Here is a 25,306-nt window from a genome sequence, read left to right on the forward strand (position 1 = left end):
AAATGAGCCACTGACCTGCAGGTTCATGGGGTATGCGTGGCGCGCATCGCTTCTCTGCGAGACAACACCCAGCCCGCAGGCCTACTTCGCGCCGCCGGCCTCGCGCTCGTCCTCGCCGGACGCGCCGCCGCGCCGGCGGAGGAATCGGGTGGGCGGCACCGTCGACCAGGCCATCAGCAGCACGCCGACCAGGGCCAGGCCCTGCGGCCAGGGGCCGTGGCCCACGTAACCGGCCTCGGCGTGCCACGGGCCGGTCGCGAGCAGCAGCATCCCCGCCAGCACGAAGCCGGAGGCGCCGAACACCCGGATCGCCGCCCGACGGTCCGCCGAGACGTGCAGCCCGGAGACCACCCACGTCGCGAGACCGGCGGCCGCCCACAGCGCGAGCCCGGGCCAGCCGCTGAGCACGAAGGCGACCGCGCCGATCCCCAGGCCCGCCGCGACCCCCGGCTGCCAGGCGCGCACCGGCCCGCCGTCGGCACGCGGCCGCGAGCCCGGGACCAGGGCCAGCGCCGCGAGGATCACCAGCAGGGCGAGCCCGCCGAAGAGCCCGATCCGGTACGGCGCGTTGAGCGCGAACCGCAGGGTCACGGCACCGTCGGTCCCGGCGGGCACCACCCAACCCTGCTGCCAGCCGTTCACCGTCACGGCGCGCAGCGGCGTGCCGTCCGGCCCCGTCGCGGCCCAGCCGGAGTTGCGGCTCTCGGGGACGACGAGCACCTGATCGGCGTCGGCGCGGCTGACCGTCACCACCCGGCGGTCTGGGGTCCAGCTCTGCACCTTCACGCTCTCGTCCCGGGGCGATGCCTCGGCGGCCGCCGGCGTGTCCAACGACAGCGAGTCCACGCTGAAGGCGAGCCCCGGCGACGCCACGACCTGCGCCTTCCCGGCCGGCAGCGGCACCGGCGCGGGGTCGCAGGCCACGGCGCGGACGGGCGCACCGTCGCGCAGCTCCCGCGCTCCCGCCTCGATCCGGAAGCGCAGCAGCCGGTCGCCGATCCGCACCGTCGGGCCGGTCTCGCACGGCACCACGACCGGACGGTCCGCGGGCGCGGGATCGGATCCGGGGACGGGCGCCCCGTCGGGGCCGACGGCCCGCACCTCGGCGAGCCCGGGCGCCATCTTCTCCGGGAAGCCGAAGTCGTTGATGTTGATCCGCTCGTCCCAGTCGAGCAGCGAGATCGAGATCGAATCCGTCACGGCCGGTTCGACCTTCACGGTGACGGAATCGCCCGACGGCAGCTCGCGTACCTGCCGCCCCGTCCCCAGGTCGACGCCGATCCGCGTCGGCCGCGCGGGCGCCTCGCCGCCGGGCAGCCGCAGCGTCAGGCCGCCGACGACCTGCGGCGACGGCAGCCGCAGCCGCAGCACCGGCTTCGGCGACGTGGGCTCGGTGACCGACTGCGGCGCCGACCAGACCGTGTTCGGATCCCCGTCGACGGCCGCGGCGGAGCTCGCCCGGCCGTCGCCGACCGCCGACTCCGCGAACGCCGACGGCGCGCCCGCCGCCCCGAGCAGCGCCGACAGCGCCTGGCCCGGGCGGGCGCGGACCGTCAGCGACGGCGTCACCGCAGCTGCCCCGGGACCGTCGACGGTGCGCCGCAGGGGCCCCGGCTCCTCCGGCCCGATGGCGATGTCGGCGCACTGGACCGGTCCCGGCGCGCCGTTCTCGCCGGGCGTGACGACGCAGCCGGAGCGGCCCATCGTGTCCTGACCGAAGACCCAGCGCTGCGCCGGCCCGGACGCGGGCAGCGCGACGTCGTGCCGCGCGGGGATCGACTGCTTCGACCGGGTGTCCGTGAGCTCGGCCTCGGTGATGGCGAACTGGTTGCCCCAGGTGCGGTCCGCGGTCTCGGCGGCGGTGATCCGCACCCAGCGCGTCGGCTCCGACGGCGCGACCAGCGTGATAGGCGTGCCCGCCGTGACGGGATCGGAGTAGACGGTGCCCGCCTCGGTGGTGATGAGCAGGCGCGTGACCGCGGGGCCCAGTGCGCGCCCGACGGTGACCGTCACCGACAGGTCCGCCCGCGGCTCGGGCAGCGTGAACTGCAGCCACTGGTTGATCGCATGGTCCAGCCCGGAGGAGACCCACGCGGTGTTCTTGTCGCCGTCCACCGCGGCGGCGGTCCCCGCGCCGGGGAGCACGGTGCCGAGCTGCGTGGCGTCGGCGGCCGAGCTGGACGCGGATACCGTCGCGCCCTGCCACGTCCCGTCGACCAGCCCCGCCGCCGGGTAGTCGGGCAGCCGGTTCAGCGTTCGGCGGGGATCGGAGGCGGTGCGGATCGCGGAGCTGTGGTCGTCGACGCGGCCGTAGTCGGTCTCGCGCCGCTTGGGCGTGTCGGTGACGGTCAGCGGACCGTCGGGCAGGCCCGCGTCCTTCGCGTCCGAGGCGAGCAGCGCCGCGCCCAGCTCGCGCCGGCCCGACGCGGCGGCGTCGGCCTGCAGCCCCAGCAGCGCCTCCGGCCCGCCCGCGACGCGCGGCATCGTCGCCAGGTCGGCCACGTACGGGCCGGTCGGGGCGCCGCCGTCGACGCGGTAGATCGTGATGGCCGGCAGCGGTGGCCGCAACCCGGAGTCGACGACCACCTTCTCGACGGTCGGCGGCGCGATGTCCGCGCCGAACCGGGCGACCTCGCTGATCCCGGGCGAGCCCTCGATCGCGGCGCGGGCCAGCGCGGGCCGGGCGGAGCGCGACGTGCCGGGGTCGAGGTCGGCCCGCAGCACGAGGTAGGAGATGCCCTGGCGGCGCAGCGTCGCGGCCAGCCCCGCCGACGGTGTGCCCGCGCTGAACAGCCGCTGCACCGAGTCGAGGGCGCGGATCGCGCCGGGCGGGTTGAGGGGGATCGCGTCGCGCACGGCCCACGGCGTCTCGGCCAGGGGCTGGATCGGCTCGTCGCGCGTGAGGCCCCACAGCTGCGCGCCGAAGGGCGCGCCCGGCACGACGAGGGCGCGTTCGGCGCGGGCCTGGCCGGGCGCGGTCCCGGCGGCGTACGCGGACAGCCAGTCCGCGGCCTGCGACCAGTAGTCGGGGATCTTGTCGTACGGCCCGCGGGGCGCGAGCTTGCCCGTCCACGCCATGCCGCCCGCTAGCGCGAGCACCACGACCACGGCGAGGGCGCCCGCGGCGAGGCGGTCCTGCTCGGGGTGCGCCAGCGCCCGCCGCACCTTCGCCAGGCCGACGGTGCCGGGCAGCGGCGCCCGGGCCAGCAGGTGCGCCATGCCCAGGACCAGCGGCAACCGCAGGAAGGGCTCGAGCTTGTAGACGTTGCGCAGGGGCGCGCCGACGCTGTCGAGGAAGACCCGCACCGGCTCGGCCACCGGGGAACCCAGGCCGCTGGCGTAGCCCGCGCCGATCCCCGCCAGCCCCACGAGCAGCACCGTCGCCCAGACCCCGCGCTTGGGCATGCGCCGCATGGTGAGCCCGGCGATGCCGGCGCACGCGACCAGGCCGGTGACGACGACCGCGGCGGGGGAGGTGGTGAGCATGGCGCCGGCGCCGCGCTCGTCGGAGATGAACGGGCTCCACGACGTGGTGCCGCGCAGCACCTCCGGCACCGACGCCCATTGCGTGGTCGCGCGGGAGGACTCGATGAACTCGAGGAACGGCGGGCTGACGCGGCCCATGATGAGCAGCGGCACGATCCACCAGGTGGTCGCCAGCGCCACGCACACCGCCCACCAGGCGCTGAACCGCCAGAACCGGCCGGTCCCGGCGCCGAAGCGCACGTGCAGCAGCCACCACAGCGCGGCCACCGCGCACGCGAAGCCCGTGGCCACGGCGTTCACCGCGCCCATCAGCGCGACCGCAACCGCCGAGCGGGCGGCCAGGTTCCGCAGCGGCACGTCCGCGCCCTGCAACAGCAGGACCAGGGCGAGCAGCACCCACGGCGCGAGCATCACCGGCGCGGTTTCGGAGCTGATCGCGCCCAGCGTCGTGAGCACCTGCGGGGCCAGCACGAACGCGGCCGCGGCCACGACGCGGCTGCCGCGCGAGCCGGTGCCCAGCGCCTCGGCGAGCCGGACGATGCCCCAGAAGCCCGCGAACAGCAGCAGAGCCCACCACAGGCGCTGCGTGATCCACGGCGGGACGTGCAGGAACTGGCCCAGCGCGAAGAACGCGCCGTGCGGGAAGAAGTAGCCGTAGGCCTGGTTCTGCACCTGGCCGAGCGGGGACTGGCTGGACCAGACGTTGGCCGCGCGGGCGAGGAAGCCGATGGGGTTGGCCGTGAGGTCGAGCTTGGTGTCGGCGACGACCTTCCCGGGCGCGCTGAGGAAGCTCAGCGCGAGCAGGGCGACGAACGCCCACGCGCCTGCGCGGCGGGTCAGGGGTTCGTCGGAGAAGTGGGGGCTACTTGTTGGCACCCGAGTCGTCGCGCTCGCCGTAGTTCGACGAGCCCTGCAGGAAGCCCTTGTCCTTCGACACGGTGTTGACATCCGTGGTCGGCGACGTCTGCGCGACGGCCGCGCCGCTCACCAGTGCGAGGGCCACGGCGACGACGATGCCGGCGAGCGCTGCGGTGGCGCTGGCGATGATCGAGGTGCGGTCCATGCGGGAAAGTCTACAGGTCCAGCTCCGCGCAGCCCGACGGCACGATCATGACCGGCCGCTTGCATCCGCGCAGCACGTGCTCGGAAACGGACGAATGCCACAGCGACCGGATGCCCGAGACGCCGCGACTGCCGGAGACGATGACGTCGACGTCGAAGGTGTCCGACGCGGCGATGAGCGCGGTCCACACGGTGGTGGAGACCTCGATGAGCTCGCCGTGCGCCGTGAAGCCGGCCGCGGCCGCCAGGTCGACGCCCTGCTGGTTCGTCTTCTTCGCCTCGGCGTGCACCACGTCGCTCTCGCGGGTGAGCGCGGTCTCGGCGGCTCCGGCCCCCGCGACGCCCGACATGGCGGACAGCCGGGCGGCCTGGTGGATGGTGGACTCCCACGCGGTGACGACGATCGCCTCGGCGTCGCGGCCCTGCGCGAGCACCTTGCTGGCGTACTTGACGGCGCGCTGGGAGGACTCGGAGCCGTCGTACGCGATCAGAACCTTGACGGGGACACTCATGCGGATCACCTCGATCTTCACGGTTACCTGATGCCTCCAGGCTACGCCGAAACGCCTCGGTTGCAAGATGCAAGTCCGGGCGAGTCCGGCGCGTCGCGGACGCGCCCCCGGGCTGGTTTTCCCCCGCCTGCCAGACTGCGCGCATGCGAAGAAGCCGCACTCCGCTCCGCGCCGCCGCCCTCGCCTCCGCCGCGATCGCCGCGCTCGCGGTGACTCCCGCGACGGCGGGAGCGGCACCGTCGAACCAGGCTTGCGGAGGCTGGCGCACGACGGTCCTGCGGTCCGGGATGGGCACGCTCGAGAACCTCGCCTTCGACGGTGCCGGCACCGTCTACCTGGCCCGGCAGAACGTGGTGACAGGGAAGGGGAGCCTGCTCGCGGGCGCCGCGCCCGGCGCGCTGCGCACCGTCGTCGACCTGCCGAACCCCGGCGGGATCGTGGTGCGCGACGGCGCGGTGCACGTCGCGACGGCGAACAGCGCACCGTCGGGGCTGCTGGGGAGGACGGACGGCACGGTGACTGTCGTGGACCCGGCCACCGGCGCGGCTCGCGTCGTCGCGTCCGGGCTGACCATGCCCAACGGCCTCGCGCTCCTGCCCGACGGCCGCGCCGTGACCAGCACCGTCCTCGGCCCGCGGCAGGGGATCGTCGCCACCGCGCCCGGCGGCGCGGCCGTGCCCTTCGCGCTGCGCGGCGAGCCCGTCAACGGCCTCTGGTTCGACGGTGCCTCCGGCCGCCTGTGGGCCTCGACGGCCACCACCGCGACCACGCGGCTCTACGCCATCGATCCCGCGCGGCCCGACCGGCCGCGCCGCTACGAGGTGCCCGGGTTCGGGCCGGGGCACTTCGCCGACGACCTCACCGTGGGGCCCGACGGTGCCGTCTACGTCGCGCTCGACCTGCCCGGGACCGTCGTGCGGCTCGATCCGGCGACCGGCGCGCAGTGCACGATCGCGACCGGCCACCGCGGCGTGACGTCGGTGCGGTTCGGCCGCGGCCCGGGATGGGACGGCGCCGCGCTGTACGCGACGACCCTCACCGGCAAGCTGCTTCGACTGTCCCGATAGCCGACCCGATCTGACAGACTGGCCCCGATGCAGAAGTTTCGGAACCTCACGATCCTGGTGATCGCCGCGGCCGGCGTCGCGGCGTGCGGCCCGTCCACTCCCGACGCCCCGCCGTCCACGACGACCGCGGTGCAGGCCCCGTCGGCGACCATGTCGACGGCACCGTCGTCGGGTGCGGGACGCCCTGCGACGTGCGGTACGGACTTCCTCGCGAAGCTCTCGGTGCGCGAGAAGGTCGGGCAGCTGCTCATGGTCGGCGTGCGCGACGCCGCCGACGCCCGGCGTGCCGTGCAGCAGGGCGTGGGCGGCGTGTTCATCGGCAGCTGGACCGATCGCGCGGTGTTCTCGGGCGGGACCCTGCAGGCGGTCGCGAAGGCGGGGAAGGTGCCGGCCATGGTCTCCGTCGACGAGGAGGGCGGCCGCGTCTCGCGCGTGCCCGGCGCCGACCTCGTCTCGGCGCGCGAGTTGGCGAAGACGATGACGGTGCCGCAGGCGCGCGCCGAGGGCGCACGGATCGGGAAGCTGCTCAAGTCCAAGGGGATCACCGTGGACTTCGCGCCCGACGCCGACGTCTCCGCCCAACCCGACGACTCCGTGATCGGCGACCGCTCCTACTCCGCGGATCCCACTGTGGTGGTGCAGTACTCGCAGGCCTTCGCCGCGGGCCTGCGCGACGGCGGCGTGTACCCGGTGTTCAAGCACTTCCCGGGGCACGGCAGCTCGTCGGGCGACTCGCATCAGGGCGGCGTGAGCGTGCCGCCGCTGAATCAGCTCAAGCAGAAGGACCTCATCCCGTTCCGCGCCGCGGTGAACACCGGGGATGCGGGCGTCATGGTCGGCCACCTGACGGTGCCGGGGCTCACCGAGCCGGGCCTGCCGACCAGCCTCAGTCCCGCGACGATGCGGCTCCTGCGCGACGGTGTCGGGTACGGGGCGAAGCGCTTCGACGGCCCGATCTTCACGGACGACCTGTCGGGCATGAAGGCGATCACCGACCGGTTCAGCGTGCCGCAGGCCGTCGCGAAGTCGCTCGAGGCCGGCGCCGACGTGGCGCTGTGGATCTCGACCGATCAGCTGAGCGCGGCGATCGATGCGGTGGAGGCGTCGGTGAAGGCGAAGCGGATCACGGCGAAGCAGCTCGACGATTCGGTGCTGCGAGTGGCGCGCGCGAAGCACGCCGTACGCTGCTGATTCCGAACGGATTTCACCGGAACTTACTTGCGAGTAACCTCGTGGGCTAGGATCTGACTCGAGAGTAAGGAGGACGCCGATGGCCGGTGGGACGAAGCGTTTGCCGCGCGCGGTGCGCGAGCAGCAGATGCTGGACGCCGCCATCAAGGTGTTCTCGCGCAACGGCTTCTACGAGACGTCGATGGACGCGGTGGCCCGCGAGGCGCAGATCAGCAAGCCGATGCTGTACCTGTACTACGGGTCGAAGGACGAGCTCTTCGCCGCGTGCGTCACCCGCGAGGCCGGCCGGTTCATGCGCAGCATCGAGTTCGACGCCAGCCCCACGCTGCCGCCCCTGCAGCGCCTGCGTTCGGTGATCGCCGGCTTCCTGAAGTACGTCGACGAGAACCGCGACGCCTGGCGCGTGATCTACCGCGAGGCGACCGGCCAGGCGGCGTTCGCCGCGCTCACCGAGGTGAACCGCGAGCGGGTGGTCGAGATGACCGCGGTGCTGCTCCGCGAGGCCGCCAAGTACGCGCCGGAGGACACCGACTTCGAGCTCTACGCCGTCGCCCTCGTCGGCTCCGGTGAGGCGATCGCGGACCGTCTGGCCACCGGCAAGGTCGAACTCGACCGCGCCGTCGAGATCATGACCTCGTTCCTCTGGGGCGGCATCCGCGGCGAGCGCCCGGAGTAATCGTCCGACGGTGCCCGGCCCGGTGGGCGGGTGCCCGGGCACGGCGGGTGTAGTCGCTCCGCGAAGCGATGCGTCCGACGCATACCCCGGTAGTGCCAGGTCAGAAGCCGATCTTCGGATAGGGGCGATGCGTGCTGCGCATCGCCTATGCGCTAGTCCGACAGTTCCAGCCACCACCGGCCGGAGAGGTGCGTGACCCTGGTTCGAGTCGCATCGGTCGGAATCGCGCCGTCGGGGTGGTATGCCAGGGAGGTGGTGCTGATCGACGGACCTGCGATGTGGAATCGCACGACACCTTCCCTCTTGGACGCCGAATACACGTCCTGCGTGCCGATCGACCGTGCTGCGTAGTCGTCGACGTCCGCCCGCGGGTCGGCGAGCATTCTTTCGGCGGCGGCTCGCAGCCGGGGTTCGTCGTAGTTCCACCGGGTGTCGGGTACGGCGTTCGTCCACAACAGTGCGATGGCGGTCGCCCCGATGAGCGGAATGATCAGCAACTGCCACACGAAGCGGCGGATCGTCCGCGCCCACGCCGCCAGATACACCAGCCAAGCCACGACGAGAAACGCACCGCCGAGGAACGACAGCAGTCCCAGGCCGGGGTCACCGGGGAAGGTTCCGGCCCAGAGTAATGCCGTGACGTCGAGCAGTACGAACAGCGCCAGTCCGTACCCGAAGTGGGTCCAATTGCGCCGCTCGACTGCGCGATCTGTCGACATGAATCGAGAGTACGGCAAGCGCAATGCGCGTGGCGCATCGCTCGAGCGATCGAATATGTGCCTGACCTGCACATACAGGGGGTATGCGTGGTGCGCATAGCTTCTCCGAACGACTACACCGCCCTTCTGCCGTCGCGTGCGCGAGCCGCAGCCAGAGCCACCGCCCGAGCCCGGAGACGACGATGCCCGCCGCGGCCGAAGCCGGGCGGGCACCGTCGGAGAACTGGACTTACAGCGGGGTGACGGTGGCCGTCACGTGCGGGAAGCCCTTCTTCAGGTCCTTCGCGACGATCTCGGTGCCGCCGGTCGCCTCGTCGCGCGAGACGTACAGCCCGATCTTCGCGGGCAGGATGACCGGCTTGCCGAAGCGCACGTGGTGCACGACCGCGTCGGGGATGTGGCCCTCGACGACGCGCAGCATCGCCGCCGCCGTCCACGCGCCGTGCGCGATCGACGACGGGAAACCGAACGCCTTGCCGCCGATGGGCGACATGTGAATCGGGTTCCGGTCGCCGCTCACGCCGGCGTAGCGGCGGATCAGTCCGCCGTCGGCCGAGAGCAGCGCGTCGGGAGCGCCGGGGCGGCCCTCCTTCGGCGCGGGACCGGACGGCTCACCGGAGAGCGAGGTCCGCTGCTGGATCAGCATCGTCGACACCTCGGACGCCACCGACGCGCCGGACGCGTCCGTGAACTCCGTCGTGAAGTCGATGAGCATGCCCTTGCGGTGCTCGCGCAGGTTGCCGACGGACGTGCGCAGCGTCAGCTTCTCGCCCGGCTCCACCCGGCGGCGGCGCGTGATCGTGTTCTCCACGTGCACCGACCCCACCGCCGCGGCGGGGAAGTCGTCCGAGAGGAACAGGTCCATGATCAGCGGGAAGGAGAGCACGTAGAGGTACATCACGGGCACCTCGCCGGTGTTCTTCAGCCCGACGGCCTCGCAGTACTCGCCGACTCGCGCGGGATCCACGTCGACGGTGAGCTCGACGGTCCGGTCCGGCAGCGCGGTCTCCGGGGTGAGTTTCCCCTGCTTACCGACCACCGGCAGGACGCCGCGCAGCCCGCGCGTGAGCACGGACAGGCTCGACGGCGGCGCCTGCAGCACGGTCACGTTCTTCGCCATGATCAGGCCCCCAGCAGGCTCTGACCGCAGACGCGCACGACGTTGCCGGTCACGGCGGCCGAGGCGGGCGCGGCGAAGTAGGCGATGGTCTCCGCGACGTCGACGGTCTGGCCGCCCTGCTGCAGCGAGTTCATGAGGCGGCCGGCCTGGCGCGTGGCCAGCGGGATCGCGGCGGTCATGGCGGTCTCGATGAAACCGGGCGCCACCGCGTTGATGGTGATGTTCTTCTTCGCCAGGACCGGGGTGTAGGCGTCGACGATGCCGATGACGCCGGCCTTGGTCGCGCCGTAGTTGGTCTGGCCGCGGTTGCCCGCGATGCCGGCGATCGACGAGACGTCGACGACGGAGCCGCCCTCGTTCAGCGCGCCGGCGGCGAGCAGGTCGTCGACCAGCTGCTTCGGGGCCTTGAGGTTGACGGCCATGACCGAGTTCCACTTGCCCTCGTCCATGTTGGCGAGCAGCTTGTCGCGGGTGATGCCGGCGTTGTTGACGACGATGTCGAGGCCGCTGTGGCGCGACTTCACCAGCTCGGCGATCTTCGCGCCGGCGTCCGCCGCGGTCACGTCCAGCGGCAGCGCGGTGCCGCCGACCTTGTTCGCGACCTCGGACAGGGCCTCGCCGGCGGCGGGGATGTCGGCGGCGATGACGTGGGCACCGTCGCGCGCGAGGACCTCGGCGATGGTGGCGCCGATGCCGCGCGCGGCGCCGGTCACGAGCGCGACCTTGCCGGCGAGCGGCTTGTCCCAGTCGGCCGGGGCGGCGGCGTCCTTGTCGGTGATGCGGATGACCTGCGCGTCGACGTACGCCGACTTGCCCGACAGGAGGAAGCGCAGCGTCGACGCGAGGCCCGAGGCGCCGGTCGCGGCGTCCGGGTGCACGTAGACGAGCTGGGCGGTGGCGCCGTCGCGCAGCTCCTTGGCGACGGAGCGGGTGAAGCCCTCGAGGGAGCGCTGGACGATGTGCTCGTCGAGGTCCTCGATCAGCTCCGGGGTGGTGCCGAGCACCACGAGGCGGGCGCTGTTGCCCAGGGAGCGGATCTGCGGGCCGAAGAACTCGTACAGGCCCTTGAGGTCGTCGATGTTGGTGATGCCGGTGGCGTCGAAGACCGCGCCGCCGAGCTTCTCGGCGCCGCGGGCGCCGCCGTTGTTGACCACGAGGTCGTAGTCGGCGAGCAGCTCGCGGACGGGCTCGACGAGGCGGCCCTTGCCGCCGAGGAGGACGGGGCCGGCGAGCGCGGGCTTGCCGGCCTGGTAGCGGCGCAGGACGGGCGGCTGCGGCAGGCCGAGGCGGCTGGCCAGGAAGGAGCCGGGGCCCGACTTCACGAAGGCCGCGTAGAAGTCCGTGCTGGGTGCATCAGGCATGTGAGGTACCTCATCCGTGTGGGGTTCCGATAGGCTATCGACAAGCAACTTACTCCAGAGTAAGAATACTCGGTAGTAGCAACCCTCGATCACTGGGAGAAACCCGTGGCAAACATCGAAACCCGTCCGGTCGCCATCCTCGGTGGAAACCGGATCCCCTTCGCGCGTTCGGACCGTGCGTACGCGAAGGCCAGCAACCAGGACATGTTCACCGCTGCCCTCAATGGTCTCGTGAGCCGCTTCAACCTGCAGGGCGAGCAGCTGGGCGCCGTGGTCGGCGGCGCCGTGCTCAAGCACAGCCGTGACTTCAACCTGATCCGCGAGTCGGTGCTCGGCAGCCCCCTGAGCCCGTACACCCCCGCCTTCGACGTGCAGCAGGCCTGCGCCACCGGTCTGCAGGCGATCAACGCCGCGGCCCAGGGCATCCAGCTCGGCCGCTACGAGGCGGCCGTCGGCGGCGGCGTCGACACCACCTCCGACGCCCCGATCGGCGTCTCCGAGGGCATGCGCAAGGTGATGCTCGAGCTCAACCGCACGGGCAGCACCGTCGACCGCCTCAAGCTGCTCGGGAAGCTCCCCGCGAACCTCGGCATCGACATCCCGCGCAACGGCGAGCCCCGCACCGGCATGTCGATGGGCGAGCACGCCGCCATCACCGCCAAGGAGATGGGCGTCTCCCGCGCCGAGCAGGACGAGCTGGCCTACCTCAGCCACACCAACATGGCCGCCGCCTACGACCGCGGCTTCTTCGAGGACCTGGTCACCCCGTACCTCGGCCTCACTCGCGACGACAACCTGCGCCCGGGCAGCACCGTCGAGAAGCTCTCGACCCTCAAGCCCGTCTTCGGCGTCTCGCTGGGCGACGCGACCATGACGGCCGGCAACTCCACGCCGCTCACCGACGGCGCGTCGACGGTGCTGCTGTCCTCCGACGAGTGGGCGGCCGAGCGCGGCCTGCCCGTGCTCGCGTACCTCAAGGACGTCGAGTACTCGGCCGTGGATTACGTCGGCGGCAAGGACGGCCTGCTCATGGCGCCGACCTACGCGGTGCCGAAGCTGCTGGCCCGCAACGGCCTCACGCTGCAGGACTTCGACTTCTACGAGATCCACGAGGCCTTCGCCTCCGTGGTGCTGGCGACGCTGCAGGCCTGGGAGTCGCCCGAGTACTGCAAGGACCGCCTCGGCCTCGACAAGCCGCTCGGCTCCATCGACCGCAGCAAGCTCAACGTCAACGGCTCGTCGCTCGCGGCCGGCCACCCGTTCGCCGCGACCGGCGGCCGGATCGTGGCCTCGGCCGCGAAGCAGATCAAGGAGAACGGCGGCGGTCGCGCGCTGATCTCGATCTGCGCCGCCGGCGGCCAGGGCATCACCGCCATCATCGAGGGCTGATGCCCCAGGCGTGATGTCTCAGGGCTGACGCCCCCGAGGACTGATGCAGCCGGCCCCGGCCGCCTAAGCTGGTGTCATGAGCGCGACGGACGATCTGATCGACAGGATCCTGCGCGACTACGACACCATCACGGTGGTCGGGGCCAGCGTCGATCCGGCGAAGGCGGCGCACGACGTGCCCGCCTACATGCAGCACCGGGGCTGGCGCATCATCCCGGTGAACCCGCACGCCGACGAGATCCTCGGCGAGCCGGTGTACCGCACACTGGCCGACGTGCCCGAACAGGTCGGTCTGGTCGACGTCTTCCGGCCCTCGGAGTTCACGCCCGACATCGCCCGGCAGGCCGTCGCCGCCGGGGCGACGGCGCTCGGGTTGCAGCTGGGGATCCGCTCCGCGGAGGCGCGCGAGATCGCCGAGGCCGCGGGGCTGCTCTACGTCGAGGACCGCTGCCTCATCATCGAACAGCGTCGCACCCGCATCTCGAGGAGGACCGCATGAGTTTCGGCATCGTGATCGTCATCGGGATCGCGGTGGTGGCGGTTCTCCTGCTGGTCGGCGTGATCTGGTTCCTCCGCGACTCCAACAAACGGATCCAGGACTTCGCCAACTCCGGCGACCTCATCCCCGGGCGGCCCGGCCGCGCGCCCGCCGAGTGGGCGAACGCCACCTCCACCGAGGCGCTGCTGCATCAGCGCACCCGCTACGCCATCGCCGACGTGCACCGCGGCGCCTTCGCGCCCGCCGTCCCGCCGCCCGCCGATTCCGCGATCGACGGCCCCGAGTCCGATCTCGCCGCCCTCGACGACGCCGTCTTCGCCCTCGACGACCGCATCATCGCCGCCGCCCAGCTGTCGGGCGAGGAGCGCACGAAGGCCCTCGGCGAGCTCGAGCCCAAGGTCGTGGCCCTGGAGGGCCTGACCGGCAAGCTCTGGGACGCCCCGTCCGCCCAGCGCCGCCCGATCCTCGACGCCGCCACCGCCACGCTCCTCCGCTGAGCTCGTCGCCCGCGCGGGGCGGTGTGTTGTTCGGAGCAGGCATGCGTCCCACGCATACCCCCGAAACCCGCAGGTAGACGCCGTATTCTTCGGGCCGGGCCATGCGCCTGACGCATACCCCCGTCCTCCAGCCCGACGGTCCGCCGCCCGTCCAGCGGTATCGTCGTCCCCCGCGCGGGGTGGTTGTCCCCCAGGGGGCGTCGCCTCCCCCATGAGGAGAGCGGCGTGTGGTGGGGGAGCGAGCGTCCCCCACGCGGCGTCGACGTCCCCCGCGCCGCGTTCAGCAACGGCGACGCACCGCGCTGCGGGCTGACGCGACGAGAGTCCGCCTCAGCGTCCGCGCGCCGCGGCCACCGCCGCCCGCTGCCGCCTCACCGCCGCGCGGAACCGCTCCACACCGGCGCGCAGCCCCCACGACAGCACGATGGTGATCGCGGTGGTCACGGCGACGATCGGCCACGTGAAGCCGGTGAACAGCGACCAGCCGAAGAGGTCGAGCACCACGAACTCCATGACGATCACGTGGATGAGGAAGAACTCGTAGCTGATGGAGCCGAGCCACACCATCGGCCGCGAACCCAGCACGCGCGACGGCCCGGTCGCGAACGCCGCCACCAGAAGCCCGCCGATCAGTGCCTCGAGCAGGAACTTCGTGACCCCCTGCGCCGGCGTGGGCAGCCGCAGGTCGATCGGCCCGGCGAGCGGCGTCAGCAGCACCGCGTAGGCCGCCGCGGCCGCCAGCAGCAGCGGCAGCCGCGGGAGCCGCACCCGGTCCACGAGCAGCGCCACCACGATCCCCACGGCGAAGGCGGCGGCGAACGCCGGCGGCCACGAGCGTGCCGTCTTCCCGAAGACCTCCGTCGCCGTGGCCACCACCAGCCAACCGACCGAGAGCGCGACCATCGCCGCCGGCACCGCCCACGCCCGACGGGCGCGCACCAGCCACAGCCCGAGCAGTGGAAGCGCCAGGTAGAAGACGACTTCCACGCACATCGACCACATCTGCGTCAGCCCCGTGTGCACGTACCCCACGCTGTAGATCTGCGTGAAGGTCAGGTGCCGCAGGTATCCGAACCACCCGTGCCCGTGCGGCGAACCGTCGGGCCGCCACAGGTAGATCGCGTAGACGACGGTGACCACCACCCAGTACGCCGGCAGGATCCGCCAGGCCCGCGCGACGAGGTACCGCCGCACGTCCGGCGACGCGCCTCCGGCCCGCGCGCGAAGCCACGGCCGCACCAGCAGGAATCCCGACAGTGCGAAGAACACGGGCACCGCGGTCTCGAGCCGCGCGTAGGCGGCGCCGAGCGCGTCCGGGGTGAAGTCGCCGCCCCAGAACGCGGCGTGCGTGACGCACACCCCGAACGCCGCCAGCGCCCGCAGCCCGGTGAGGGCGGGGACGTGGCCGGAGCGCGGGGCGGTGTCGATGGCGGCTCAGATCTTGATCGCGGGGATGAGCCGGTCGAGGTTCCAGAGCCGGTTCCGCCGGGCGGACAGGCACGACACCGTGACCGACGCGACCCACAGGAACACCAGCACCGCGATCGCCTGCCACAGGCGGTTATCGATGCCGCCCAGGATCAGCTGCCGCAATCCGTTGACGCCGTAGGTCATCGGGTCGTACTTGTGCAGGATCTGGAAGGGTCTGGCGGTGGTTTCGACGGGGTACATGCCGCCGGAGCTCACCAGCTGCAGCATCAGCAGCGCCATGATGAGCACGCGGCCGACGGCGGGCCCGACGAAGGCGTTCACCGCCTGGGTGAACGCGATGAAGGACAGCGACACCCCCATCATGAAGAAGACCATCGCGATGGGATGGGCCACCTCGAGGCCCAATCCGAAGCGCACCACGCAGTACAGGATCGCGGCCTGGAACAGGCCGATCGCGGCCGCGGGCAGGTAGCTCGCCATCACCACGCGGATCGCCAGCACCTCGGCGGCGATGGCGCGGTTCTGCAACGGCCGGAACACCATCCACAGCACCAGTGCGCCGAAGAACAGCGCCAGCGTGAGGAAGAACGGCGCCATGCCGGTGCCGAAGTTCGGGGCGCGGTTCTCGTGTTGCGCGTCCAGTTGGACGGGGCCGCCGATGGTCTGCGCGACCTGCGAGGTCTGCTCCTGCGACCATTTGGGCACGGCGCCCGCGCCCTCGCGCAGCTTGGTGGACAGCTCCTGGCTGCCGTCGCGCAGCTGCACGGTGCCGGCGGAGAGCCGGGTGGCACCGTCGGACAGCTGGGTGATGCCGTCATCGAGCGTGGCGTTGCCCGCGGCGAGTTGCTGCGCGCCCGAGCGAAGTTCGGTGAGCTTGGCGGTGAGATCGCCGCCGGTGGCGCCGACCTGGGCGAGGACGGTCTGCAGCGGGCTGCCGGGCGTGCGGAGCTGCTCGGTCAGGGTGGCCGCGGCGTCGGTCGCGGCGATGATCTGCTGCTTCGCGGCGGGCGTCACGGACGCCTGGGCGAGCTGTGCCCGCACGGCGCGCAGGCCCTCGGCGGACTGTCGCGCTGCGGGATCGGGGCTGACGGCGAGCTGCCTGATCGCGGCGTCGATCCCGGCCAGCGCGGTGTCCTGCGTCTTGACGAAGACGCCGGCCTTGTCGGCGGCCTCGACCAGCGCGGCCGCGCTCTGCTGCAGCTGCGCGGTGTTCCCGCCCAGCCCGGACAGCGCCTTCGTCACGGCGAGAAGGGGATCGGTGGCCTGGGTGATGCCGTCGGAGAGCTGCTGCGAGCCGGCGCGCAGCTGCGCCGAGCCGGTCTTCGCGGTCCCGAGGCCGGTGGCGAGCTGGGCGGCACCGTCGTTCGCGGTGACCAGGCCGTCGTGGAGCTTCCCGGCCCCGTCGGCGGCCTGTTCGATCCCGGACCCGGCGGTGATCATCATCGACAGCACCTGGTTCACGGCCTGCCCCGAGATGCGGGTGGAGACGGCGTTGAGCACCTGCGACATCGCGGTCTGGCCGATGGTGGAGCTGATGTAGTTGTTGGCGTCGTTGTAGACGGCGCGCAGCTGCGCCTTCTCGGGCTTGCCGGTCATGGGGGAGGCGATGGCGGAGGAGAAGTTCTCCGGCAGCTCCAGCATGAAGTAGTAGGTGCCGTCCTTGACGCCCTGCTGCGCCTCGGCGGGGGAGACGATGTTCCAGTCGAGACTCTTGTCGTCAGCAAGGGACTTCTCCACCTCGGCGCCGGCGTTGATCTTCTGGCCCTTGACCTCGGTCCCCTTGTCCGCGTTGACCAGCGCGACCGGCATCTTGTTGACGTGGCCGAACGGATCCCAGAAGGCCCACAGGTAGAGAGCGCCGTAGACCAGCGGAAGCAGCATCATCACGACGATCGCGGCGCGCGTGAGCCGGCTGCGGCCGAAGCGCTTGATCTCGGAGCCGAAGGCGAGGCCGGCGGCGATGGGGACCAGGCTGCCCTTCGAGGAGCCCTTCTTCGCGGACGTGTCGTCGGAGTTCTTCTCGGACATGGGGATCAGTCCTTCCGGGTCAGGGCGCGGCGGTCGTGCAGGGTGTGCTCCGGGGCGGTGCCGCCGAGGGGGTTGGTGACCCCGACGATCACGGTGTAGCGGGTGGAGATCGCGCCGAGCCGCTGTACGGCCTCGGCGCGTCCCGGGTTGTCGCGGACCTGCTCCAGGTCGCCGACGATGAGGATCGGCCGGTTCCCCAGCAGGGCCAGGGTGATCCGCAGCAGGAACAGCTGCAGATCGCTCAGCTCGACGATGCGGGTCTTCGCCCCGGGTCGGTCCAGATCGCCGAAGACCTGATCCATCTCGAGGCTGCCCGCGCTGAGCGGCACCATCGAGTACCAGGGCGCCAGCCAGCGCCGCTGCTCGGCGAGCACGGTCTCGACGGTGACCGACTCGTCCAGGTCGTCGATGTCCTCGAAGGCGGCGATGGCGCACTTCTTCCGGATCGCGCCCGGGGTGGTCGCCCCGAGCGCGTTGACGGTGCCGTGGTTCGGCTTGAGCCGGCCGGCCAGGGTGAGGAGCAGCGCGTCCTGGTCGCGGCCCGCGGGCATCTGCACGGCGTGCAGGCCGGGACCGAACTGCAGGTCGATGCCCTGGAACAGGGGACCGTGCTCCCCGTCGACGCCGATGTTCACCGCCGTGAGCTGTACGTCGTTCGGCTGGTCGTCATCCATGCGGGGCTCTCCGGAGGTCGTCGGCGCAGGTCGGTAGCAATCCTACGGTGGCTGCCCGACGGTGCCGCGCCCACCGTCGGGCGCGCGGTGGCCGCACGGTCGGGCGCACCGTCGACCCCGGGAACGGGCGAGGGCGCCCCGACCGGTGGTCGGAGCGCCCTCGGGTGCTCGTTGCTACGGAGCGACGATCAGAACGCGGCCTCGTCGAGGTCCATCGCCTGGTTGTCGACGGCCGCGACGACGTCCTTGACGGAGGTCAGCAGCGGCAGCATGTTGGCGGCGAAGAACTTCGCGACGCCGACCTTGCCCTCGTAGAAGGACTTGTCGGCACCGGCGGCGCCGCCGTCGATCGCGGCCTGCGCGATGACGGCCTGGTGCAGCAGGCGCCAGCCGATCATGAGGTCGCCGAAGGCCATGAGGAAGCGCACCGAGCCGAGGCCCACCTTGTACAGCTCCTTGGGCTCCTGCTGCGAGGCGAGCGCGAAACCGGTGAGCGTGGCGGCCATGGCCTGCACGTCCTCGGCGGCGGTCTTCAGCAGCGCGACGTCGGCGGCGAAGGCGCCACCGGCGTTGGCCTCGATGAACGCGGTGATCTGGCCGGCGATGTGGCCGAGCGCGGCGCCGCGGTCGCGGAGGATCTTGCGGAAGAAGAAGTCCTGCGCCTGGATGGCGGTGGTGCCCTCGTACAGCGAGTCGATCTTCGAGTCGCGGACGTACTGCTCGATCGGGTAGTCCTGCAGGAAGCCGGAGCCGCCGAAGGTCTGGAGCGACTCGGTGCCGAGCAGCGTGAACGCGCGCTCGGAGCCGACGCCCTTGACGATCGGGAGCAGCAGGTCGTTGACCTTGAACGCCATCTCCTCGTCGGCACCCGAGACGGGGGTCGCGGTGCGGACGTCCTGGTGCGCGGCGGTGTACAGGTACACGGCGCGCAGGCCCTCGGCGTACGCCTTCTGTGTGAGCAGCGAGCGGCGCACGTCCGGGTGGTGCGTGATGGTCACGCGCGGCGCGGTCTTGTCGGCCATCTGGGTCAGGTCGGCGCCCTGGACGCGCTGCTTGGCGTAGTCGAGCGCGTTGAGGTAGCCGGTCGAGAGGGTGCCGATGGCCTTGGTGCCGACCATCATGCGGGCGTGCTCGATGACCTTGAACATCTGCGCGATGCCCTTGATCTCCTCGCCCACGAGCCAGCCCTTGGCGGGCTTGCCGTGGCCGCCGAAGGTGACCTCACAGGTGGTGGAGGTCTTGATGCCCATCTTGTGCTCGACGCCGGTGACGTAGACGCCGTTCTCCTCGCCGAGGTTGCCCTGCTCGTCGAAGTGGTGCTTCGGCACGAAGTACAGGCCCAGGCCCTTGGTGCCGGGCGCGCCGCCCTCGGGGCGGGCGAGCACGAGGTGGAAGGTCGACTCGAACATGCCGTCCATCACCGCGGACGTGATGAAGCGCTTCACGCCCTCGATGTGCCAGGAGCCGTCCTCCTGCTTGATGGCCTTGGTGCGGCCGGCGCCCACGTCCGAGCCGGCGTCCGGCTCGGTGAGCACCATGGTGGCGTTCCAGTTGCGCTCGGCGGCGATCTTCGCCCACTTCTTTTGCTCGTCGGTGCCCTCGTCGAAGAGGATCTGCGCGAAGCCGGGGCCCGCGGCGAACATGAAGACGGGCGGGTTGGCGCCGAGGAAGAGCTCGCCGATGCCCCAGTACAGGTTGCGGGGGACGTCGGTGCCGCCCAGCTCGTCGTTCAGGCCCAGGTAGGCCCAGCCGCCGTCGGCGAAGATCGCCTGCGACTTCTTGAAGGCCTCGTTGATCTTGACCTCGTGGGTCTCCGGGTTGAAGACCGGCGGGTTGCGGTCGGCCTCGGCGAAGGACTCCGCGATGGGGCCCTCGGCCTGACGGGCCGCCTCGCGCAGCATCTCCTTGGCGGTGTCCTCGTCGAGGTCGCCGTACGCACCGGAAGCCAGCACCTCGCCGACGCCGAGATCCTCGAAGAGGTTGAACTCGATGTCGCGGACGTTGCTCTTGTAATGGCCCATGGGGCTGTTCCACCTTCTCAGATCAGGCTGTCGGACTGTTACCTCTCGGTAAGTTACCGCTCGGTAATATCCATAGGATAACGCGCTCGCCGCGTGCGAACAAGTGCAAGCACCCCTAGGGTGCGATCGCCTCCCCGCGCCGACGACGTGCGCGAACGGCCAGGTCAGTACCTGTGCCGTGGTACGGATCACTCTCGCGCCATTCCACGTGCTCCACCACCATGTCCTCGGGGAGCGCCTCCGACAGCTCGGCGGCGCCGAAGGTCGGCAGGCCGGGGTGCGAGTCCGCCTTCTCGTGGGCCAACAGAAGCAGCAGCCCGCCCGGTGCCAGTGACTGCGCGACCTTCGCGATCGCCGCCGCCCGGTCCTCCGGATCGGGGTGCAGGTACGCCCAGACGGCCAGGTCGTAGGGCTGATCGGGGATGTCGTCGGTGGTGATGTCGAGCGGGGTCCAGTGCAGCCGGGCGCGGACGGTGCGCGGCGAGCGGGCGGCCACCGTCGCCGCCTTGTCGAGCCCGACGCGCGAGAAGTCGACCGCGGTCACGTCCCACGCGCGGGTCGCGAGCCACAGCGCGTGCCGCCCCTCGCCGGCGCCCACGTCGAGGGCCCGGCCGGGCGGCAGCACGGTCACCTGCTCGACGATCCACGGGTCGGGTGGCGTTCCCCACACCAGCTCGGTGGCGCGGTACCGGTCGTCCCACTCCTGCGCGCCGCGGACCTGCTTCTCCTCGCGTGCCAGCGCGGCGGGGGAGAGCGGCCCGATGCCGCCCTCCTCCCGCTCCTGATCGGTGCGGTCGATGCCGTCCGGGGTGGTGTCGGGGGTGCTCACAGCAGGGCCTCCTTGAGGTAGGCCACGTCGTCGGCGAGGCCCTCGGACGGGGTCTCGAGGATGATCGGGGCGCCGGCGGCGCGGGCGACGTCGGCCAGCAGATCGGGGTCGATGGTGCCGTCCTGCAGGTTGGCGTGCCGGTCGCGGGCGGAGTCGAACTCGTCGCGCGAGTTGTTCAGGTGCACGAGGTCGATGCGGCCGGTGATCGCTTTGACCCGCTCGACGATGCCCATCAGCTCCTCGCCGCCCGCCCAGGCGTGGCAGGTGTCGAGGCAGAAGCCTGCGCCCTGGTCGCCGACCGCGTCCCACAGCCGGTCGATGGTCTCGAGCTGGCGCGCGATCGCCCCGTCGCCGCCCGCGGTGTTCTCGATGAGGATCGGCACGCCGAAGCCGCCCTTCTCCTCCTGGCGGGTGAAGAGCTTGCGCCAGTTGTCGATTCCGGCCAGCAGGTCCTCGCCGTCGCGCAAGTGTCCGCCGTGCACGACGAGCCCGAAGGCGCCGAGGTCGGCGGCCGCCGCGGCCTGCTGCTCGACGGCCTTGCGGCTCGGCATCCGGAGCCGGTTGTTCAGGCTCGCGACGTTGATGACGTAGGCCGAGTGCACCACGATCTCCAGCGGCGAATCCTTGAGCGCCTGTGTCTGCGGGTGCGGCTCCGGCTTCTTCCAGCTCTGAGGGTCGGAGACGAACATCTGGATCACGTCCACCCCCAGCTGTTCGGCCGTCTCGACGGGGTGGGTGTCACTGCGGACATGGGCTCCGATGCGCATGCGTCCAGCGTAGTGGCTCGCCCGCCCGCGGGTCGGCGGGTCGGTGTCTCTCCTGCGGGAGCCATGCGTGCGACGCATGGCCCGGTCTTCGCAGGTAGAAGGCGAATCCGTGAGGAATGCCATGCGTCGGACGCATGTCCCGGTCTCGGTGGTCCGCCGTCGTGCCCGGTCGTGCGGCGACCCGGCGACGGAGATCGCCTCCGTGGAGCGACCACGAGCGCCGCGCGGGGGACGTCGACGCCGCGTGGGGGACAACCGCTCCCCCACGGGAGGAGCGGCGTTCGGTGGGGGAGGAACCGTCCCGCACGCCCCGTCGACGCGGCGCGGGGGATGATCGCTGTGGCCGCGCTGTCTCGGCGTGCCTGTGGAGGACCGCGGTCCTGTGGATGACGGTGCCCGCGCACCCGGTTCGCGGTCCGAGCGCGGGAGGGCGGCGGCTTAGCGTGACGCCATGATGGTCGTGCGGACGACGGCGTGGAGGGGCGAACCCGCGGACGCGTACGAGCGCTGGGCGGGACTCGAGGCACGCGCCGCGGAGGAGCTCGACGCGGCGCTCGACCGCGCGGCGGCGGAAATCCGCAGTGGAGGTGGCGAACTCGCGGCCCGTCTCGCCACGATCGAGCTCCCCGCCGCCGTGCCGCCTGGCGGCGGGGTGCCGGCACCGTCGACCCCGGTGCGGGGGCCGGGCCGGCCGGCGTCCGCCGCGCAGCGGGACCGGGAGAACCGCGCCCGCCTCGCCGCGGATCTGGCAGCCGCACCGCCCGGTCCGCGGCGGCGGTTGCTCGAGACGATCGACGCGCGGCTGCGCGAGCTGGGCCGCGGCGGCGAGACGGTGCAGCTGTTCGAGTACGACCCGGACGCCTTCGGCGGCGACGGCGCGGTGGCGGTCGCGATCGGCGATCTCGACACCGCCCGCACCATCGGCGTCGTGGTCCCGGGCATGGGCACCACGGCGGTGTCGATCGGGGCGGTCACCCGCAACGCCGCGAACCTGCAGGTCGCCGCCCGGCGCGCGGACCCGGCGACGTCGACCGCGACCCTGGCGTGGATCGGGTACGACGCCCCGTCGGGCCGGGCGGCCGTCGCGCAGGTCCTCACCGGTGCCCACGCCCGACGGGGCGCCGCCGAGCTGCGGGCAGACCTCGACGACCTCGCGCGGATGCGGCCCGACGATCCGCGGGTCGTGGTGTTCGGCCACAGCTACGGCGCGACCACGGCGACCACGGCGGGCGCGGGCGGGGCGCTGGCGGGCACCGTCGACGCGATGGTGCTGCTCGGCTCCCCGGGTGCCGGCCCGGTGCGGTCCGCGTCGGAGCTGGGGATGCCGGTCTTCGTGGCCCGCGATTCCGACGATCCGATCCCTCGGGTCGGCGCGACGGACGGCGCCGCGCAGGGGCTTCGCCGGTGGTTCGGCGTGGAGCTGGGGCTCGGGATGGACCCGGCGGCACCGTCGTTCGGGGCGACGGCGGTGGACGCCGAGGGGCCCACCGGATTCGGCATGGGGGCGCACTCGGGGTACTTCGATGAGGGCTCGCGGGCGCTGGACGCGTTCGCGACGATCCTGACGGGAGGGGGAGCGGATGTCCGGTGACGAGGTGGACATCGGGGAGCTGGAACGCGTCGCCGCGGGGTGGGAGGACGCGGCCGAGGGGTTCGCCGAGCAGGCCGCGCGGTGGCGGGCGGCGACGGGGCCGCCGGAGGTGCTGGCCTTCGCGGCCCGCGCGGCCGCGACGCTCACCGCCCATGGGGAGGCGGCGAGCGCCGCGGCGCGGCGGCTGCGGGACTACTGCGCGACGGTCGTGGCGGCGGACGAGGACGGCGCCCGCAGCGTGCGGTGCGCGATCCAGGCCGCGGCCAGCATGAGCACCACGCCGATCGCGGAGGTCACCGAGACGCCCGCGTCGAAGGCCTGACCGGCGGCCCGGACCAGGCCGTCGGCAGCCTCGGCCGGCAGCTGCGTGGCGACGTGGTGCGCCCCGGCGAGGGTCTCGCCGGCGTCGGCCGCCTGCTCGGCGGTGAGGCCGGCGGGCAGCGCGAGCTTCGCGGCGTAGGCCCCGGCGAGGATCGAGCCGAGGACGGCGGTGCCGAGCACGGAGCCGAGCTCGTACGCGGTCTCCGAGACGGCCGAGGCCGCGCCCGCCTTCTCGGCGGGCACCGACGAGACGATGAGGTCGTTCGACAGCGTCTCGGCGGCGCCGATGCCCACGCCGAGCATCGCGAAGGCGATGAGCACGGCGAGCGTGGACTCCGGCGAGGCGAAGGCCATCACCACGGCGTACGCGGCGGCGGAGACGAGCATGCCGCCCACCACCACGGTCGACGGGGCGATCCACCGCACGACCCGCACCACGTACAGGCCCGCGACCATCATCGTGATCAGACCCGGGACCAGCGCCCAGCCGGCGTCCATCGGGCTCATCCCCACCACCAGCTGGAGGTGCTGCGAGACGAAGAACATGAAGCCGACCAGCGAGAAGACGCTGAGCAGGTTCACCGCGACGGCGCCCGAGAAGCGACGGTCCGCGAACAGCCGCACGTCCAGCATCGGGTCCGGGCGGCGCAGCTGCCGGCGCAGGAACAGTCCGGTGGACACCACGCCGACGACCAGCGCCACCGCGACGATCGCGAGGTCGCCGCCCTTGGCGAGGGTCTTCACCGCGTAGACGATCGGGGTCAGCGCGAGCAGCGAGAGCACGATCGACACCGGGTCGATGCGGCCCGGATTGGGGTCGCGCGACTCGGGGACGAAGATGGGCGCCAGCACCAGGAGCGGGATCAGCACGGGCACGGCCATGAGGAAGACCGAGCCCCACCAGTAGTGCTCCAGCAGGAAGCCGCCCACGATGGGGCCGAGCGCGGCGCCGCCGGCGAAGCACGACGCCCACACGGCGATCGCGAGCCGACGCTGCTGCGGATCGGTGAAGATGTTGCGCAGCAACGAGAGCGTGGACGGCATCAGCATCGCGCCGAAGAAGCCGAGGCCCGCGCGGGCGGCGATGAGCGCGCCCGCGGTGGGGGCGTACGCGGCCACGACCGACATCGCGGCGAAACCCGTCGCGCCCAGCAGGAGGAGGCGGCGCCGGCCCAGCCTGTCGCCCAGGCTGCCCATGGAGACGAGCAGGCCGGCCAGCACCAGCGGGTAGACGTCGATGATCCACAGCTGCTGCGCCGCCGTCGGGCCGAGCGTGGCGGCGATCGAGGGCAGCGCGAAGCCGAGCACGGTCCCGTCGATCGAGACCAGGAGGACGGGGAGCATCAGGACCGCGAGCGCACCCCAGTCGCGCACCGTGGCGCGCGGGGACGCGGTCGTGGTGGGGAGCGTGGTGGTCATGGCGGCACTTCCTGAGGTGTCGTGGCTTTTCGAGTTCGTCGTTACTGTACCAGCTGGACGGTACAGAAACGAGAGACCGCGATCACCCCTACGATGCGAGGTGTGCCACCCCCTCCCGCCGCCCGCGCCAAACTGCTCGACGCCTTCGTGAAGATCCTCATCGAGCACGGCGAACGCGCCGCGACGCTCGAGGCCGTCGCCGCGGAGGCCGGCGTCAGTAAGGGCGGGCTGCTCTACCACTTCGGGTCGAAGAAGGCCCTGGTCGACGGGCTGTGCGACTGGCTCGACGAGCTCGTCGCCGCCGACGTCGAGCTGATGGCCGCCGCGCCCGAGGGAGCGGTGGAGTACTACGTGCGCACGTCGAACTACGACGACTCGCAGCTCGACCGCGCGATCGTCGCGGTGCTGCGGCTGAGCCAGGCGGCGAACGATCGCGCCGAGCGCGCGATCCGCTCGATGCAGGACCGCTTCCTCGCGACGGTGCAGGACCAGGTGCCCGACGAGGCCACCGCCCGCGCGGTCCTGCTCCTCGGCGACGGCCTCTACTACGACGCCGCCCTCAGCGGCGGCCGCCGCCGCGCCACCGATGAGCAGATGGCCGGACTGCTGGCCGTCGTCGCCCGCATGGTCGACGGGGCGCCCTGAC

Annotated in this window: 21 protein-coding genes; 8 read left to right on the plus strand and 13 right to left on the minus strand. The window is 72.2% G+C overall.

Features of this window, described 5'->3' with window-relative positions; genetic code table 11:
• Positions 1–81: 81 nt before the first annotated feature.
• Genes WFK95_RS01740 through WFK95_RS01750 form a run of 3 tightly spaced genes read right to left on the minus strand, consistent with a single transcriptional unit; the run spans position 82 to position 5,060 of the window.
• Positions 82–4,362: an alpha-(1->3)-arabinofuranosyltransferase gene (locus tag WFK95_RS01740; RefSeq protein WP_336669707.1), complete on the minus strand. Its 4,281-nt coding sequence runs from the start codon at positions 4,360–4,362 to the stop codon at positions 82–84.
• A complete protein-coding gene (locus WFK95_RS01745; protein WP_068740648.1) occupies positions 4,349–4,549 on the minus strand; it encodes a DUF2613 family protein in 201 nt (66 codons plus the stop codon). Before WFK95_RS01745 ends, WFK95_RS01740 begins: the two co-directional genes overlap by 14 nt.
• Before the next feature lie 10 nt (positions 4,550–4,559).
• On the minus strand, positions 4,560–5,060 hold the full coding sequence (locus WFK95_RS01750; RefSeq protein WP_068524678.1) for a universal stress protein: 501 nt from the start codon (positions 5,058–5,060) through the stop codon (positions 4,560–4,562).
• A gap of 143 nt (positions 5,061–5,203) precedes the next feature.
• On the opposite strand from WFK95_RS01750, the gene WFK95_RS01755 reads away from it, so the two are divergent.
• The 3 genes from WFK95_RS01755 (at position 5,204) to WFK95_RS01765 (ending at position 7,994) form a co-directional block, all read left to right on the plus strand.
• A complete protein-coding gene (locus WFK95_RS01755) occupies positions 5,204–6,127 on the plus strand; it encodes an SMP-30/gluconolactonase/LRE family protein (RefSeq protein ID WP_224647712.1) in 924 nt (307 codons plus the stop codon).
• 27 nt (positions 6,128–6,154) lie between these two features.
• A complete protein-coding gene (locus tag WFK95_RS01760) occupies positions 6,155–7,318 on the plus strand; it encodes a glycoside hydrolase family 3 N-terminal domain-containing protein (RefSeq protein ID WP_224647711.1) in 1,164 nt (387 codons plus the stop codon).
• Between the two features lie 79 nt (positions 7,319–7,397).
• Complete coding sequence (locus WFK95_RS01765) at positions 7,398–7,994, plus strand: TetR/AcrR family transcriptional regulator (RefSeq protein WP_224647710.1); 597 nt, start codon at positions 7,398–7,400, stop codon at positions 7,992–7,994.
• Positions 7,995–8,146: 152 nt separating this feature from the next.
• Here the strand turns inward: WFK95_RS01765 and WFK95_RS01770 are convergent, their stop codons facing one another.
• The 3 genes from WFK95_RS01770 to WFK95_RS01780 form a co-directional block, all read right to left on the minus strand.
• Positions 8,147–8,713: a hypothetical protein gene (locus tag WFK95_RS01770; protein WP_224647709.1), complete on the minus strand. Its 567-nt coding sequence runs from the start codon at positions 8,711–8,713 to the stop codon at positions 8,147–8,149.
• Between the two features lie 229 nt (positions 8,714–8,942).
• On the minus strand, positions 8,943–9,833 hold the full coding sequence (locus tag WFK95_RS01775) for a MaoC/PaaZ C-terminal domain-containing protein (RefSeq protein ID WP_224647708.1): 891 nt from the start codon (positions 9,831–9,833) through the stop codon (positions 8,943–8,945).
• Positions 9,834–9,835: 2 nt separating this feature from the next.
• The gene (locus WFK95_RS01780; protein ID WP_224647707.1) at positions 9,836–11,194 is read right to left on the minus strand and encodes a 3-oxoacyl-ACP reductase; all 1,359 of its coding nucleotides are present in this window, start codon (positions 11,192–11,194) and stop codon (positions 9,836–9,838) included.
• 105 nt (positions 11,195–11,299) lie between these two features.
• Between WFK95_RS01780 and WFK95_RS01785 the strand changes: the two genes are divergently transcribed.
• The 3 genes from WFK95_RS01785 (at position 11,300) to WFK95_RS01795 (ending at position 13,579) form a co-directional block, all read left to right on the plus strand.
• Positions 11,300–12,583: an acetyl-CoA C-acetyltransferase gene (locus WFK95_RS01785; protein WP_224647706.1), complete on the plus strand. Its 1,284-nt coding sequence runs from the start codon at positions 11,300–11,302 to the stop codon at positions 12,581–12,583.
• 76 nt (positions 12,584–12,659) lie between these two features.
• The gene (locus WFK95_RS01790) at positions 12,660–13,082 is read left to right on the plus strand and encodes a CoA-binding protein (protein ID WP_336669708.1); all 423 of its coding nucleotides are present in this window, start codon (positions 12,660–12,662) and stop codon (positions 13,080–13,082) included.
• Positions 13,079–13,579 carry a hypothetical protein gene (locus WFK95_RS01795; protein WP_336669709.1) on the plus strand — a complete coding sequence of 167 codons (501 nt, stop codon included), beginning with the start codon at positions 13,079–13,081 and terminating at the stop codon, positions 13,577–13,579. The genes WFK95_RS01790 and WFK95_RS01795 overlap by 4 nt, the downstream gene beginning before the upstream one ends.
• Positions 13,580–13,909: 330 nt before the next feature.
• On the opposite strand, the gene WFK95_RS01800 is transcribed toward WFK95_RS01795, so the two are convergent.
• The 6 genes from WFK95_RS01800 to WFK95_RS01825 all read right to left on the minus strand — a co-directional run bounded on the left by WFK95_RS01800 (position 13,910) and on the right by WFK95_RS01825 (position 21,329).
• On the minus strand, positions 13,910–15,007 hold the full coding sequence (locus WFK95_RS01800; RefSeq protein ID WP_336670130.1) for an acyltransferase family protein: 1,098 nt from the start codon (positions 15,005–15,007) through the stop codon (positions 13,910–13,912).
• 6 nt (positions 15,008–15,013) lie between these two features.
• A complete protein-coding gene (locus WFK95_RS01805; protein ID WP_336670131.1) occupies positions 15,014–16,972 on the minus strand; it encodes a YhgE/Pip domain-containing protein in 1,959 nt (652 codons plus the stop codon).
• Positions 16,973–17,043: 71 nt separating this feature from the next.
• Entirely contained in the window at positions 17,044–17,712 is a 669-nt protein-coding gene (locus WFK95_RS01810; RefSeq protein ID WP_336669710.1) for a hypothetical protein, read from the minus strand.
• 188 nt (positions 17,713–17,900) lie between these two features.
• Positions 17,901–19,733, minus strand: coding sequence for an acyl-CoA dehydrogenase (locus WFK95_RS01815; RefSeq protein WP_336669711.1), 1,833 nt, complete (start codon positions 19,731–19,733; stop codon positions 17,901–17,903).
• A gap of 115 nt (positions 19,734–19,848) precedes the next feature.
• The gene (locus WFK95_RS01820) at positions 19,849–20,562 is read right to left on the minus strand and encodes a class I SAM-dependent methyltransferase (protein WP_224647700.1); all 714 of its coding nucleotides are present in this window, start codon (positions 20,560–20,562) and stop codon (positions 19,849–19,851) included.
• A complete protein-coding gene (locus WFK95_RS01825; protein ID WP_224647699.1) occupies positions 20,559–21,329 on the minus strand; it encodes a deoxyribonuclease IV in 771 nt (256 codons plus the stop codon). The genes WFK95_RS01820 and WFK95_RS01825 overlap by 4 nt, the downstream gene beginning before the upstream one ends.
• Positions 21,330–21,780: 451 nt before the next feature.
• On the opposite strand from WFK95_RS01825, the gene WFK95_RS01830 reads away from it, so the two are divergent.
• Positions 21,781–22,920 (plus strand): alpha/beta hydrolase, encoded by a 1,140-nt coding sequence (locus WFK95_RS01830; protein WP_336669712.1) that lies wholly within the window; start codon positions 21,781–21,783, stop codon positions 22,918–22,920.
• Positions 22,921–23,112: 192 nt separating this feature from the next.
• Here the strand turns inward: WFK95_RS01830 and WFK95_RS01835 are convergent, their stop codons facing one another.
• Positions 23,113–24,660: an MFS transporter gene (locus WFK95_RS01835; RefSeq protein WP_224647697.1), complete on the minus strand. Its 1,548-nt coding sequence runs from the start codon at positions 24,658–24,660 to the stop codon at positions 23,113–23,115.
• 93 nt (positions 24,661–24,753) lie between these two features.
• Between WFK95_RS01835 and WFK95_RS01840 the strand changes: the two genes are divergently transcribed.
• Positions 24,754–25,305, plus strand: coding sequence for a TetR/AcrR family transcriptional regulator (locus tag WFK95_RS01840; RefSeq protein WP_374201320.1), 552 nt, complete (start codon positions 24,754–24,756; stop codon positions 25,303–25,305).
• The last annotated feature ends 1 nt before the right edge of the window (position 25,306 follow it).

The organism is Tsukamurella sp. USMM236, from assembly GCF_037148755.1.
In the GTDB taxonomy this organism is placed as follows: Bacteria; Actinomycetota; Actinomycetes; order Mycobacteriales; family Mycobacteriaceae; genus Tsukamurella.